General features: G+C 67.5%; 10 protein-coding genes. 3 read left to right on the forward strand and 7 right to left on the reverse strand.

What is annotated here, in order from left to right:
- Positions 1-64 precede the first annotated feature (64 nt).
- Positions 65-229 (reverse strand): hypothetical protein, encoded by a 165-nt coding sequence (locus tag F0U60_RS24045; RefSeq protein WP_203404366.1) that lies wholly within the window; start codon positions 227-229, stop codon positions 65-67.
- 110 nt (positions 230-339) lie between these two features.
- Positions 340-876, reverse strand: coding sequence for a hypothetical protein (locus F0U60_RS24050; protein ID WP_395823687.1), 537 nt, complete (start codon positions 874-876; stop codon positions 340-342).
- A 328-nt stretch (positions 877-1,204) separates the two neighbouring features.
- Between F0U60_RS24050 and F0U60_RS24055 the strand changes: the two genes are divergently transcribed.
- Positions 1,205-2,029: a TrmB family transcriptional regulator gene (locus tag F0U60_RS24055; protein ID WP_395823689.1), complete on the forward strand. Its 825-nt coding sequence runs from the start codon at positions 1,205-1,207 to the stop codon at positions 2,027-2,029.
- Positions 2,026-2,568 carry a GNAT family N-acetyltransferase gene (locus tag F0U60_RS24060; protein ID WP_395823691.1) on the forward strand — a complete coding sequence of 181 codons (543 nt, stop codon included), beginning with the start codon at positions 2,026-2,028 and terminating at the stop codon, positions 2,566-2,568. Before F0U60_RS24055 ends, F0U60_RS24060 begins: the two co-directional genes overlap by 4 nt.
- Positions 2,569-2,654: 86 nt before the next feature.
- Here the strand turns inward: F0U60_RS24060 and F0U60_RS24065 are convergent, their stop codons facing one another.
- The 5 genes from F0U60_RS24065 to hutH all read right to left on the reverse strand — a co-directional run bounded on the left by F0U60_RS24065 (position 2,655) and on the right by hutH (position 11,909).
- A complete protein-coding gene (locus F0U60_RS24065; RefSeq protein WP_395823693.1) occupies positions 2,655-4,370 on the reverse strand; it encodes a DUF4397 domain-containing protein in 1,716 nt (571 codons plus the stop codon).
- 52 nt (positions 4,371-4,422) lie between these two features.
- A complete protein-coding gene (locus tag F0U60_RS24070) occupies positions 4,423-7,149 on the reverse strand; it encodes a hypothetical protein (RefSeq protein WP_395823695.1) in 2,727 nt (908 codons plus the stop codon).
- 202 nt (positions 7,150-7,351) lie between these two features.
- Entirely contained in the window at positions 7,352-8,410 is a 1,059-nt protein-coding gene (locus F0U60_RS24075; protein WP_395823697.1) for a substrate-binding domain-containing protein, read from the reverse strand.
- A gap of 301 nt (positions 8,411-8,711) precedes the next feature.
- Positions 8,712-10,142 (reverse strand): hypothetical protein, encoded by a 1,431-nt coding sequence (locus F0U60_RS24080; protein WP_395823699.1) that lies wholly within the window; start codon positions 10,140-10,142, stop codon positions 8,712-8,714.
- Between the two features lie 240 nt (positions 10,143-10,382).
- On the reverse strand, positions 10,383-11,909 hold the full coding sequence (hutH, locus tag F0U60_RS24085; RefSeq protein ID WP_395823701.1) for a histidine ammonia-lyase: 1,527 nt from the start codon (positions 11,907-11,909) through the stop codon (positions 10,383-10,385).
- A gap of 162 nt (positions 11,910-12,071) precedes the next feature.
- On the opposite strand from hutH, the gene F0U60_RS24090 reads away from it, so the two are divergent.
- Positions 12,072-13,301, forward strand: coding sequence for an aspartate kinase (locus tag F0U60_RS24090; protein ID WP_395823703.1), 1,230 nt, complete (start codon positions 12,072-12,074; stop codon positions 13,299-13,301).
- The last annotated feature ends 1 nt before the right edge of the window (position 13,302 follow it).

A 13,302-nucleotide genomic window follows, 5' to 3' on the forward strand; every position in this document is an offset into this window, starting at 1 on the left:
TAACGGGGGAGCGGTGTAGCAAGCCTGGGCCTCGGGGATTGTGAAACTTCGTGGGGACGAGGACTCAGTTGCCGTGCGTGTCGATACGCTGGCCGGACTTGGCGCGCCCCTTCTTCGAATCCTGCCGGGTGATCTTGGGAACCTTGTTGCGACCCTTGCGGGTACGTCCCGTTGCCTTGGATGCCTCCGCCTGCATCTTCTTCGCCTTCGTTCCGCGAACTCCTGCCATGTCGGTCACCTCCAGTTCCCCACGAAGGTGGGTACTGAACAGGTTCCAGGCACGGGGTCGGATGGGACGGCTGGCTGGGTGGCACGCCGGCAGAGCGGGCGTGTGGAAGGCTAGGAGGCGATGGACTCGACGAAATACTCGGGCGCGCGGTGGGGAGCCATGCGTGGCGGCGTCCCTCGGCGCTCCACGTCATAGGACTGTGTGTAGGCGCATGCCTCTTCCTTCAACCGTGCCAGACACTCCGCATGCGTTCGGATGGACAACACACACATGTCGAACCGGTTGTCCGCATCGGCCTGCCGGACGACCGCCCAGCCCTCCAGGGGAAGGGGATCCTGCATGTCCGCCCGCCAGAGCACCCGCTCGGGAGAGAGCCCCAGGTGCGCGAGCGCGTGCTCGACCTCCAGATGCTCCATCCACATCACGGCCTCGCGCGTCTGAGAGGGCTGGCGGGGGAGATCGATGATCAGCTCGAGGCCACAGCCGCACTGGAACCCCCACCGGTACCGGGGCCCCAAGCCGTCTGCCTCGTTATGGACGAGTGCGGGCCCCAAGCGCCGCTCGAGCTCTGCTCGCGATACCTTCAGGGTGCAGGCGCGTTGCTGCTGACTCCAGAGGTCCGGACGATTGGCGGGCAGCGGCTTCATGGGGCGTTCTCCTGTGCGTGGGAGGCGAAATCTAGTGCTCGGATGTGACACCGCCAGCCGTGCAAGCCCGCATCCGTTCAATTCAGCAAACGCGCCGGGCTCTTTCTCACGACGCCTCGCGCGCATGTTGGCCCCGGAACTGGGATGGGCGCGTCCCACGTTGGGGCTCTATGGCGCAGTGGGCTGGCATGCCCCTGTCCGGGCGCCTCCCGAAGAGCCCCGCTCCACTCGCGTTGACACCACTAGGCAGTGGTGTTACTTGAAATGACACCACTGAGCAGTGGTGTTGGGCTGAGGGAGTCGGCGACAGCGCTCGGGAGCGACAGCGGTGAAGACAGAGACATCAGCGGAGACCTCGAGCACGGACCTGGCGAGCCTCGGGCTCAACGCCTACGAGAGCGGCGTCTACCTCGCGTTGCTCTCCCGGAGCGGCCAGGGCTCCACGGAACTCGCCGAGCGGGCACGAGTGCCGCGGCAGCGCATCTATGACGTGCTCCGCTCGCTGGAGGCCAAGGGCCTGTGCGTGGCGCGTGACACCACTCCGCGCACGTTCTTTCCCACCGATCCGGCGACGGCCCTGCCCGCGCTCAGCGCGAAGCGGGCGATGGAGCTCGAGCGCGAGCGTGAGCGGACGGCCGCGGTGGCCTTGCAGTTGGCGGCGCAGCTCGGCCCTCTCTTCCAGGCGGGGAAGGGGGAGAACGATCCTCTGCAGTACGTCGAGGCCCTGGCGGACCCCGCGCGCATCGCCGCGCAGGCCATCGCGTTCGCGAGCGCGGCGAAGCGTCACGTCCACTCGCTCATCAAGCGCCCCCTCATCCTCTCCCAGGAGCAGAACCGCCGCTTCCTGCAGGTCCCGCTCGAGCGGGGCGTGCTCTACCGCGCGCTCTATGAGCGGGAGGCGCTGGACGACCCGGAGCTGCGCGAGTGGATGGACACGCTGAGCAAGAAGGGGCAGCGGATCCGGGTCGTCCACTCCCTGCCGGTGAAGATGCAGGTTTTCGACGACGAGGTCGCCCTGCTGTCGATGCAGGACCCCGTGGGCGGCCCGCCCAGTTTCACCGCGGTCGCCCTGCGCCACCGGGGCGCCGTCGCCCTGCTGAACCTCGCCTTCGAGCGACTCTGGGACGAGGGCACCCCCTACGAGGACCTATGACCACCACCCTGGGAACCGAGCACATGGGTACTGAGTACACGGAGTACATGGGAACCGCGTACGTCGAGGGCTACCGGCCTGGCATCCTGGGCCGGATCACCGAGCTGCACGGCATCTACTACGCGAAGGCCTGGGGCTCGGGCGCCGAGTTCGAGGGCCTGATGGCCCAGGAAATGCGCGAGTTCCTCGCGCACTACCAGGTTGGCCGGGACCTCCTGCTGACGGCCCATGTCGACGGCCGGCTCGTCGGCTCCATCGCCGTCGTGGGTTCGAAGACCGACCAGCCGGGGGCGCGCCTGCGCTGGGTCATCGTCGAGGAGACGTTCCACGGCCGGGGTATCGGCAAGGAGCTCCTGCGGCGTGCGATGGAGTTCTGCCGCGCCGCGGGCTTCTCGCGCGTCTACCTCTGGACGGTCGAGGGGCTGCCGCAGTCGCTTGGGCTGTACCTGAGTGCGGGCTTCCGCATCATCGAACGAATCCCCGACGACCGCTACAGCGTGCCGCGCATGAATCTGCTGCTGGATCGCGAGCTGCCCTGAACCCACACTCGAGTCCGGTGGCCCCGCGCTCCGAGGGAGGCGAGTCCCCGGGCTGGTGGGGACTCGCCTCGCGTGTGGGGCCAGGATTACTGCTCGCTGAAGTAGCCCTCCGGCGCCGTGGGGGACCAGGTGTTGATGCGGACGTTGAGCGCCCGGAACTGCAGCGAGGTGCTCCAGTCACCCATCAGCACGACGAAGTTCGGCGTGGTGAGGGCCCAGCCATTCACCGAGCGCTCGATGACCGTGCCGCCCACGGTGGCCCGGACGCCGTAATAGACGTAGGGGCTGCCGCCGGTCGCGGGGGTGATGACCTGGGGCTGGAAGGACGCCCCCGTGGAGGGACCGGCGACCGAGCCGTACTCCGCGCTGGTGATGACGGGGATGAAGGCTCCGCGAGTGACGCCGTCCGCCTGCGGCGCGAAGTGACCGAAGTCGAGCGCCGCAGGCGCGTTGGTCGAGGCCTGGATGAGCCGCACCAGGGGGGCGGGTACCGCGTCCGGTGGGAACTCATCCTTCACGACGGTCAGCCGGACCTGCGCGCCCTCGGTGCCGCTCACCACGGCGAGGTAGCGGCGGCCCGCCTCGAGCGGACCGGTTGCGGCATCGGCGAGTACCGTCACGGAGTTATCGCCTGAGGGCGTGAAGTGAAGCTTCGTGCCCGTCGGGGTGACCGGCAGATCGCCAATGGCTGGCGTGGCCCCGTACCGCATGTTGTTGGCGATGATCTGCGAGCCGTTGAGCACCTGGAGCCGGATGGGGGAGTCGTCGGCCGTGGCCGGATTGACCGCATGGAAGAAGTAGAGGAGCGGATCGCGCTTCAGGCGGACGGTTCCCTCCTTGCCCGCGGGGACCAGCAGCAGCGCGGGCTCGCCCTCGTCTTGGAGGGTGCGCCGGTCATCACCCGTGGTGATGGCGAACCAGGTGCTTCCCGCCACCAGCGTCCCGCTCGGGGGAGAGAAGAACAGCTTGCCGCTCTGCGAGGGCGTGAAGTTCGGCGAGCCGATGATCGCCAGCCGCTGGGGCTCCGCGGGGATGGAAACGCCGCCCGTGGTCGTGTCGGCCGAGTACGGCTCCACCGCGGTGGTGTAGGGCGTTGCGCCCGTCTCGTTGGCGAGCCGGCGGTTGCGGTTGGTTCCGGTGACGCGGTCCGCCGTCACGTAGCGCACCCGGACCTTGCCCGCCTCCACCGCGTCGAAGGACTCCTTCAGCACCAGCAACTGCGGCTTGTCCATGCGGTCCTCCCCGGCGTAGGTGATGTTCCCCACGCCCACCAGGGTGAGCCGCTCGCCTTCCTCGAGGGTGATGGCGTCCGAGGTCACCACCGGAGCGTCCGTGAGTGCCGACTCCGCGTTGCGCACGACGAACTGCACGCTCTCGCCGGGGGTCAGCTCGAGCTCGTGATAGGCCGTCACGGCCTCATCACCCGGCTCCACCGGCTTCGGGAACAGCTTCGTGTCCCCGACGTAGACGTCGAGCTTGTACGGGTCCCACGGCGCGTCGGCCTTGTCGCTGGGGTTGTTCTTCAAGCCCAGGTAGGCGTTGACGAAGCGGACGTACGCCTTGGCCACGGGAGGACCCGCGTCCGTGCCGCCATCGGTGCCCGCGTCCGCCGGGGGATCGACGGGCCCGCCGTCTCCTCCATCCCCTCCATCTGGAAGGCCGTCTCCGGCATCCGTCGGGGTTCCGCCCGCATCCGTGTTGCCGGGCGGGTTCGGCTCGCCATCGTCGCAGCCGGTGAGAGTCCCAGCCGTCAGGGCGAGGACCGTCATCAACAACCAGACACCTGAAACGTTCCTCTTCACGCGTGCTCTCCAACAGGAAATGAAAGACAGGAAGCCATGACGGGGGTGGGGCTCACCGCTTCTCGCACTCGCTTCGCAGCGGGTAGATGCGGCCCTTGGACAGCTCATCGCGCAGGTAGAAGTAGGCCATCACGCCCGCGTTGAACTGCGCGTGCTGGAGCCACTCCGAGACCGCGGTGGAATCCGTCCCTTCCTCAATCGCTGGGGTCAGGGGATTGTCGAGGGTGCAGATCTTCTTCCACAGGGTGGCGCCGCCGATGGCACTGGGGTTGCCGCTGGGAGGCTCGCTCGAGCCGGTGCCGAACTTGCCGACGCGCACGAGATCGCAAGCACCGCGGGCGGCACCGAGCATGTTAGCGCCCCACTTGCCCCAGTCCGTCTCCCGAGGCGAGAAGTCGATGTCCACCTCTCCGTATTTGATCCACGCCTGCATGAACTCTGGCGTGAAGGTCACCGTGGTGCCGCCCGCGGCCATCCACGTCATGTAGCGCGCACCACCGTGCTGCCCGAGCACTCGCTCGAACATCGCCAGGTGGGACTCGCCGGTGGAGGAGGTGCCGAACAGGCCCTTCGCGAGGTTGGCCACGCGCGCCCCGTTGAGCGCGACCAGCGTCTTGGCGGCACCGCTCTGACCGTCACCCGCGCGACCGTGGCAGTTGGCGCAGATGCCCTGGAACACCGCGGCTCCAGGCGTGGAGTAGTAGAGCTCGCCCCACGGCTGCTTGGGACTGCCCAGCCTGTCCAACATCCAAGGCTCGACGGACTCCGGCGGCGGAGCGTTGGTCTCGAAGCGGCAGCCCGGCTTGGGAGTCCAGAAGTTGGTGGGGATGCGCTGGCGAGCGAGCGCCTCGTGCTCCGCGGTGATGGGGTAGCGCGTCAGGTAGTCGAAAGGCGGAACGCCGATGTTGGACTCCCAGTGGGTGTTGCGCGGCTCGTAGGGGACCTTGTCGGTGAAGTCCTCGGACACCCACCGCACGTCAGGGGGATCCTGGCAGGTCTCCTTCACGGCGAGCTCCGCCTGACGCAGGCGCTCCTGACGGTTGGCTTCCTTCTGCGCCGCGCTCAGCCCGGCGTCCTTGGGCCAATCCAGCGAGGCGATCCACCGTGCCACCAGGAGCGGAGCGCGGCAGTCCTGGCCCGGGACGTTGGCGGGCATGTGGATGATGCGCTCGTCGGTGTCGCGGGCGACGCGCTGGTAGAGCGTGCTGGCGGGAATCGGGCTCTTCAAGTCGGCGGCGAAGTCCGTCACCCCGAAGTTGACGTAGGAGCGCAGCCCGTTGCTCTCCTTCAGCGAGGTGGGGAACTGGAACAGGATGCCGCCGGCGGAGAAGTCGAGCGAGGCAATCGCCGGATTGCTGATCACCGCGAAGCCGTTGGGGTTGTGGCACTGCGCGCAGTTGGGGATGAAGTAGCCCTGGAGCTCCAGCTCCTGCGTGTTGCGCGCGCGCTTGCTGCCGTACGTCTCCAGCTTGGGCAGGTCCGCGCTCGAACGGATACCGGTGAGGACGCCATAGCTGATCATCCGGTCCACCTGGGAGAGCTCGTCCTCGAGCACGTCCGTCTCGGTGCCCACACCGCCCTCGCCACCGGGGCGACGGTTGAGCTGAAGCGGGGTGAAGCCGAGGACGAAGTTCTGCCCCTCGGAGCCGGTGTGACAGTCGATGCAGCGATGGCGGCCGGGGACGGCGTAGTTGCGCGTGGCGCCGGTGGCCTCGTCCGTGCGGTAGACGAGGACGCGGTCGGAGAAGCTCGAGCCATCGCGGTAGCGCAGATCATGCAGCTCCGCCACCGTCTCGTCCTCGTTCCAGATGTACGTGCCGAAGAGCGAGTCCTGCCACGGCTGGCGCACGACGATGAGCCGCGTCTCGATCTTCCGGTAGCCCACCTGGCCCTGGGCGTCCTTCACCGGCTTGAAGAACGTCTTGTAGAAGCGGGTATTGGGCGGGATTTCAAAGCGCTTCGTCGTGGAGTCGTACCGGATGGATTTGCCAGCGGGGACGTGCACCTGGCGCAGCTTCTTGGCGTGGTCTGAGAAGAGGGGGTAGGTGGGCGCGAAGGCGATGGTTCCGTGCTCGGCCAGCTTCTGCGCGTCGAAAGTCACGATGTCCGTGTCCGTCTCGGACAGGTAGCGGGGCAGGGCGGTGAGGCTGGCGAAAAAGGCGTCCTTCTCCGGATCGCTGCCCAGCGGCTTGCTCTCGGGGATGCAGTTGCCCAGGTCGGTCATCGCCTCGCCCACATCACGCCCCACCGTCACGCCGCCGTCGGTCGAGCCCTCTTCCCTCACCTCGAAGGTGCCCTCTGGCGCACCCTGCGCGAGCCAGGACGTGAGCGCCTGTCCGAGCGCCACGGCCTGCTTGAGCTGCTCGGGGGTGGGCAGGGGAGGCATGGCGCCCTGCGAGGCCATGCGGGCCAGGGACGGGGCCGTGGCCCGGAGGCCAGCGAGGTCAGAGGTGTACTGGAAGCCGCCCCGCGCCTCGGGGACCTTGTGGCACGAGCCACACTGCGCGTCGACGCTCGCCTTGAGGTTGTCAAAGGTCTCCGTGACGACCTCGCGCGTTGCCGCGCGGCGCAGGGGGATTCGCTCGTTCGACCGGGCCGGGTTGCAGGTGACGGGACCGGGACCCGCATCGCCCGCGTCAGGCGTGTTCGGTTCCGTCCAGCCCGCGTCCGGGTCAACGTCAGGCTTTCCCGGGGACGGGCAGCCTGCCGTCATCGCAAGCACGAGCATGGACACACTGAGAGCGAGGCTCGTGACGAGCCTATTCCTTGTCATCACCATGAGGCCGGATCTCCTCCTACGCTGCGCGAGCCTTATCGGAGAATGTGAATAAGGGTTTGACAAAATATCGTAACGAAAGCCGGGCTGGAATCTTCCAGGGGCACGGGGTTCGTCACGATTGTATGTCTTTACAAAATGGTAACGGCCGGAGGAGCAGAGGTGCTCCTCCGGCCGCGGAATGGCTTAGGTCGTGGGATTCAGCTCACAGGCCCTTGCACACGCCGGCGCCACGGCCCAGGTTCCCGCCGCAGTTGAGCGGGCTGACGTCGCTGCAGGAGATGAAGCCCTGCTGAACCAGGATGTCCTCGAAATCCTGGGGGTTGCTGTAAACCCAGTCATACAGGGCCTGCTCCTGGGAGGCCTTCGCGTAGTTCACGTTCTCGTTGAGGAAGAGCTTGCGCGAGAGCGGGTAGACGCCCGTGGTGTTGCTGGCGAGCAGCTTGCGGACGTTGGTCGCGGTGGGGGCGATGCCGTCCACCTTGAGCGCCGCGTTGCCGGTGCGCTTGGCCGAGTCACCCGCGTAGCCGATGGCGTTGGCGTTGCTCGCCGTCAGCTTGCCGATGCAGGTGGTGGCGCTGTCGGTGGCGGCGCAGGTGGAGGGGTTGGTGGTGGACTCGTCCTTGATGACGACCACGTCGGCGCAGAACGTGGTGCAGCCGAGCAGCGACTTGAAGGTGTCCGTGGTGCCGGACAGGTCGTCACGGCGGTACTTCACGATGGTGCCCGCGGTGGGGCGGCCCAGCGCGGACCAGTTGCTGACGCAGGTGGCGGCGCTGCCGCTGCCGTCGCCACAGAACGCCTTCTTCAGGTTGGCCGAGGTGATGCTGTTGCTGGGGAGGGCGCTGTAGGTCGCGCTGTTGACGAAGGCGTTCACCGCGTCGAGCGCGATGACGTTGCTGGACTCGCCAGGGCAGCAGGCGCCAGTGGAGGCAGCGCCACCCGCGCAGGTGCCCGCCTTGAAGTCGCGCGACATGGGCGCGAGCGTCTGCTGACGGCCGATACAGGACGTGCCCGAGCCGTTGCGCAGACAGCCCTCACCCACGCCCGAGCCCTTGCCCTCGATGGTCAGACCAGCGCTCGACTGAACGTTGGCGGCGACCAGGGCCTCCTTCAGCGTGTCCGAACCGTAGAACTCGTTGTTCGGACCCAGGTTCTGGGCCACCGAACCGAACTGCTCGGCCTCCATGGCCGCGCCACCACAGCCCACCACAGACATCGAAACCACCACGGCGGCCGACATCACCCACTTCATCTTGTTCATGACGGATGCTCCGTGTTGCGAGGGACTCACTTCTGACAAGACAATGACTCTCCACCGAGCGGTGCGGGAACGCGGGCCTGGGGAGAGTCGCCGAACCCGGTGGGGCCCGGTTTCGACGGAGCGCAAGGTGCCTCAAGCGACGGGTTTCTTCGCGCTCCAATTGCGTCAAAGTTCGGACAGCGGCAGGTCACATGTCACGGCTGTCTATCGTGTCACGGATGTCTGTCTTTTTTTTGCAGCGGCGGACGTGAGGCGCTGGATGCAATCAATTGCGAGTGGATTTTTCCACGTCGCAAGTCGGTCAAGACAGCAGAGGCAGCAGCCACGAGATGAGCGGCAGGGTGCTGAGCAGGTAGCAGCAGGCGAGCAGTGCGCTGACGAGGAGCCGGCGCTCGGACTCACGGGGCCAGCGCAGCAGGCCCGCGGGGAGCAGCAGCAGGGGCAGTCCGAGGAGAATCCAGAGCAGCGCGGGGACGGCGTGGGGGACGCGGCTTCGCTCGAGGTGCTCGAGCAGGTTGAGTGGGTCGGTGCGCTGTCCCGACCCGGTGAGTCCCACGTGGCACCCCTCGGGGGTGAGCAGCGTGAGGCCCCGGCGCAAGGGAACGAGAAAGCCGGAGGACAGGTGGGTACAGGGGCCGTCGAGGAGCGCGACGGTGGCCAGTGGACGGGCGCCTTCTCCCACTCGCAGAGAGCCATCCGAGCCGGAGGCCGTATGCCAGTGCTGGTCCTCCCATTCGTGGATGACGCCCGGGCCCTGCTCGGGCCGCGAGCGGGACAAGGGCACGAGCCGGGAGCCTTCGGCCACGGAGGGCGAGGGCAGTGGGCGCAGCCCGGAGGGCGGTGGCTCCGAGGGGAGGATGCTGCCGTCCGGTTCGAGTCGATGGGTGGGGGGGATGCTCGCGGGCCGCAAGCGCCCGGCCACGCGCAGGTCGAGCCCGGCCAGCACCTGGAGGGATTGCCCTTCCATCACGCTGGCCCCGCTCTCTTTCACCTCGCGGAGGGCTCCACCATCCTCGAGGAGGAATCTCCATCCGGCCTGAGCGGCGCGGTACGCCGCGCGCACGATGCAGTCCGGGAGATACAGGCACATCTCCTCTCGCGTGATGGTGAGGGGGAGTTCTGCGTCGCCCACCCTCACCAGGACCGCATCCGCGGCCTCGGCCCGGGTGTCCTCGCCTCGTGCTGGCGCGAGCGCCACCTCCAGCCGGTGGCCCGACCATCCGAGGCCCAACAGGCGACTGCCAGCTCCGCCCGGAAGGCGCTCGGGAGGGACCTGCCAGCCGTCCTCGTTCATTACGGTTGCCACGAGCACATCGACCACGCCGCCTGGAGATGACGTTCGAGTACTCGCCCGATAGACGAGGCCCACGAGGCCGCCTGTGCCTGGAAGCAGACCCTCCACGCGCTCGAGTGACAGCTGCTCCGGCAATGGGGCCAGGAGGCGAGCCTCTCCACGCGAAGGCTGGAGCAGGGCGATACCGCCTCCTGGAAGGTCAGGCGCGGCCAGGCAGGGGACCCACACGCGGTTCTGCTGGGCGAGCAGGGGAAAGCGCGTATCGCGACCGCAGCTGGTCGGCGCTGAAGCGAGCGGCTGGCCGTTCGCATCCTTCCAGCGGAGCTGGCGCGCACCGGTGGGGTGCTGGGGCCAGAGCGCCACGAAGCCGAGCGCCGCGAACCACAGCAGGCAGGCGAGGCCCAGGAGCAGCCAGGAGGGGATGCGAAGGAAAGACACCTACCTGAGGACGTCCAAGCAGGCTCCTCTCTTCCCCTGACTTTATCGAGATAGTCAGGTTGCGCATGCACCCTCTCCCTCTGGGAGAGGGCGGGGGGTGAGGGTAGTCGTCACCCAAGTTGCATACGGGACCCGTCAAGAAAAGCCAGAGGTCCCCAATCTCCATTCAGTCGCACACAGCGGGGAAATACCCTCACCCTAGCCCTCTCCCAGAGGGAGAGGGGACATCGCGCAGTTTCTTTACGCCGTGGCGCCGCGCACCACGCGCATCAGCTCGCCGGAGTCGATGAGCTTGCAGACGGCCTCGATGTCGCGGTGGATCTCCCGATCCTTCTCCATGGTGGGCACGATGCTGCGCACCAGCTCGTGCGCGGCGCGAGGTCCGCGGCCCGCCTTCACCGGCAGCCGGTAGTCCAGCGCCTGGCTCGCCACCAGGATTTCAATGGCGAGGCACGTCCGCGTGAAGTCCGCCACCTGGCGTCCCTTGAGGGCCGCCGTCATGCCCATGGACACGTGGTCCTCGCGGCCGGCGGAGGAGGGGATGGAGTCCACCGAGGCGGGGTGGCACAGCACGCGGGACTCGGCAACGAGGGCCGCGCTGGTCACCTGGGCGATCATGAAGCCCGAGTTGAGGCCCGAGTTCTTCGCGAGGAACGGAGGCAGGTTGGACAGGGCCGGGTTGACGAGCTGCTCCACGCGGCGCTCGCTGATGGAGGACAGCTGGGTGAGCGCCATCGCCGCCACGTCCATGGCCAGAGAGATGGGCTGGCCGTGGAAGTTGCCGCCCGAGACAATCTTGCCGCTCTCCACGAAGACGAGCGGGTTGTCGGTGGCGCTGTTGACCTCAACCTCGAGGATGCGCCGGGCGAAGGCGAGCCCCTCGCGGGCCGCGCCGTGCACCTGGGGCATGCAGCGCAGGGAATAGGGGTCCTGCACCTTGCTGCAGTTGACGTGCGTCTCCACCAGATCGCTGCCGGCGAGCAGCCGGCGCAGGTGGGCGGCGACCGCCTTCTGGCCCTCGTGGGGGCGCACATCCTGGATCTCCGGGATGAAGGGCTTGTGGCTGCCGAGCAGGCCCTCGAGCGTCATGGAGCCGGCGATGTCCGCGACATTCGAGAGCATCTCGGCGCGCAGCTGGAGCAGGGTGCCCACGGCGCACATGGCCTGGGTGCCGTTGACGAGCGCCAGGCCCTCCTTGGCCTCCAGCACCACGGGCTGAAGTCCCGCACGCTCCAGCGCCGAGCGGGCCGGCATCCGCTGCCCCTGGTAGAAGGCCTCACCCTCGCCGATGAAGACGAGCGCCAGGTGGGCCAGCGGCGCCAGGTCTCCCGAGGCGCCCACGCTGCCGCGCTCGGGCACCACCGGCACCACGTCCTTGTTGAGCATGTCCAGGGCCAGCTTCAACGTCTCCAGACGGATGCCGGAGTAGCCCTTGGCGAGCACGTTGCAGCGCAGCAGCAACAGGGCGCGGGCCTCGGGCAGGGACATGGGCGTGCCCACACCGGCCGCGTGCGAGAGGATGAGGTTGCGCTGCAGCTCGCGCAGGTCCTTCTTGTCGATGCGCACCTCGGCCAGGGTGCCGAAGCCGGTGTTGATGCCGTAGGCGGGGGCATCCCCGGCGGCGACGCGGTCCACCAGCTCGCGCGAGGCCCGGACGCAGGCCTCGGCCTCGGGCGTGAGCTCCACGGTCGCCTCGTTGTGGGCAACCTGCAGAATCTCCTCCAGCCGGAGGGTGTCTCCATCAATAAGAAGTCGGGGGCGGTACATGTGGGGCTCCGGAAGCGACGGGTACGGCGTTCCTCGGGCGCACCCTATACCCCAACAACCGGCGGTCCGCAGCCCGTCCACTCCGAGAGTGTTCGGGAGCTTTTGACAGTCGGGGGTCACCTCACTACCGTGACGCGCCGTTCCAAGGAGGAACCAGCCAACGTGGCATTAATCGTCCAGAAGTACGGCGGAACGTCGGTCGGCGACATTGACCGAATCAAGAACGTGGCCCGCCGCTGCATCGCGGCGCAGGCCGCTGGGAACGACGTGGTGGTGGTGGTGTCCGCGATGTCCGGCGAGACCAACCGTCTGCTGAAACTCGTCTCCCAGATTACAGACCGGCCCAGCGAGCGCGAGCAGGACGTGGTGGTGGCAACCGGCGAACAGGTGTCCATCGGCCTGGTGGCCATGGCCATCCAGTCGCAGGGCGGCCAGGCGACCAGCTTCATGGGTCACCAGGTGCAGATCGTCACCGACAGCACCTTCTCCAAGGCGCGTATCAAACGCATCGACGCCGAGAAAATCGTCGAAGCGCTCAAACAGAAACACATCGTCGTGGTGGCGGGGTTCCAGGGACAGGACGAGCAGGGCAACGTCACCACGCTGGGTCGTGGCGGTTCGGACACCACGGCCGTGGCGCTGGCTGCGGCGCTCAAGGCGGATGCCTGTGAGATCTACACGGACGTGGACGGCGTCTATACGACCGATCCCAACGTGTGCCCCGCGGCGCGCAAGCTGGACCGCATCTCCTATGAGGAGATGCTCGACCTGGCCAGCCTGGGTGCGAAGGTCCTGCAGATTCGTTCGGTTGAATTCGCGATGAAGTACAAGGTGCCGCTCTGGGTGAAGTCCTCCTTCACGGACGACCCGGGCACTCTGGTGTGTGAGGAGGACAAGTCGATGGAGAATGTGGTTGTCAGCGGCATCGCCTACGACAAGAACGAGGCGAAGCTCGCCATCAACGGTGTGCCGGATACTCCGGGCGTGGCCGCGAAGATCTTCGGCGCGCTGGACTCGCAGAACATCGTGGTGGACCTGATCGTCCAGACGGCCTCCAGGGAGGGCCGCACGGACCTGTCCTTCACGGTGGGCAAGACGGACCTGCCCAAGGCGCGCGAGACCGTGGAGCGCGTGGCGAAGGAGATCCACGCGGGTGGCGTGGAGACGGACGGCGAGGTGGCCAAGGTCTCCATCGTGGGTGTGGGCATGCGCAACCACTCGGGCGTGGCGGCGAAGATGTTCCAGGTGCTCGCGAGTGAGGGCATCAACATCCAGCTCATCTCCACGTCGGAGATCAAGGTCACCTGCCTCATCCATTCGAAGTACACGGAGCTGGCCGTCCGGGCGCTGCACACGGCGTTCGGCCTGGACAAGGCTCCCGCGGCGAGCTGAG

This window comes from Archangium minus, from assembly GCF_044360475.1.
Classification (GTDB): Bacteria; Myxococcota; Myxococcia; order Myxococcales; family Myxococcaceae; genus Archangium; species Archangium minus.

Excerpts from the sequence above, each read along its gene's own strand:
- F0U60_RS24075 (WP_395823697.1), bottom strand. The coding sequence starts at position 8,410 with ATGAACAAGATGAAGTGGGTGATGTCGGCCGCCGTGGTGGTTTCGATG.
- F0U60_RS24070 (WP_395823695.1), bottom strand. The coding sequence starts at position 7,149 with ATGGTGATGACAAGGAATAGGCTCGTCACGAGCCTCGCTCTCAGTGTG.
- F0U60_RS24060 (WP_395823691.1), top strand. The coding sequence starts at position 2,026 with ATGACCACCACCCTGGGAACCGAGCACATGGGTACTGAGTACACGGAG.
- F0U60_RS24050 (WP_395823687.1), bottom strand. The coding sequence starts at position 876 with ATGAAGCCGCTGCCCGCCAATCGTCCGGACCTCTGGAGTCAGCAGCAA.
- hutH (WP_395823701.1), bottom strand. The coding sequence starts at position 11,909 with ATGTACCGCCCCCGACTTCTTATTGATGGAGACACCCTCCGGCTGGAG.
- F0U60_RS24045 (WP_203404366.1), bottom strand. The coding sequence starts at position 229 with ATGGCAGGAGTTCGCGGAACGAAGGCGAAGAAGATGCAGGCGGAGGCA.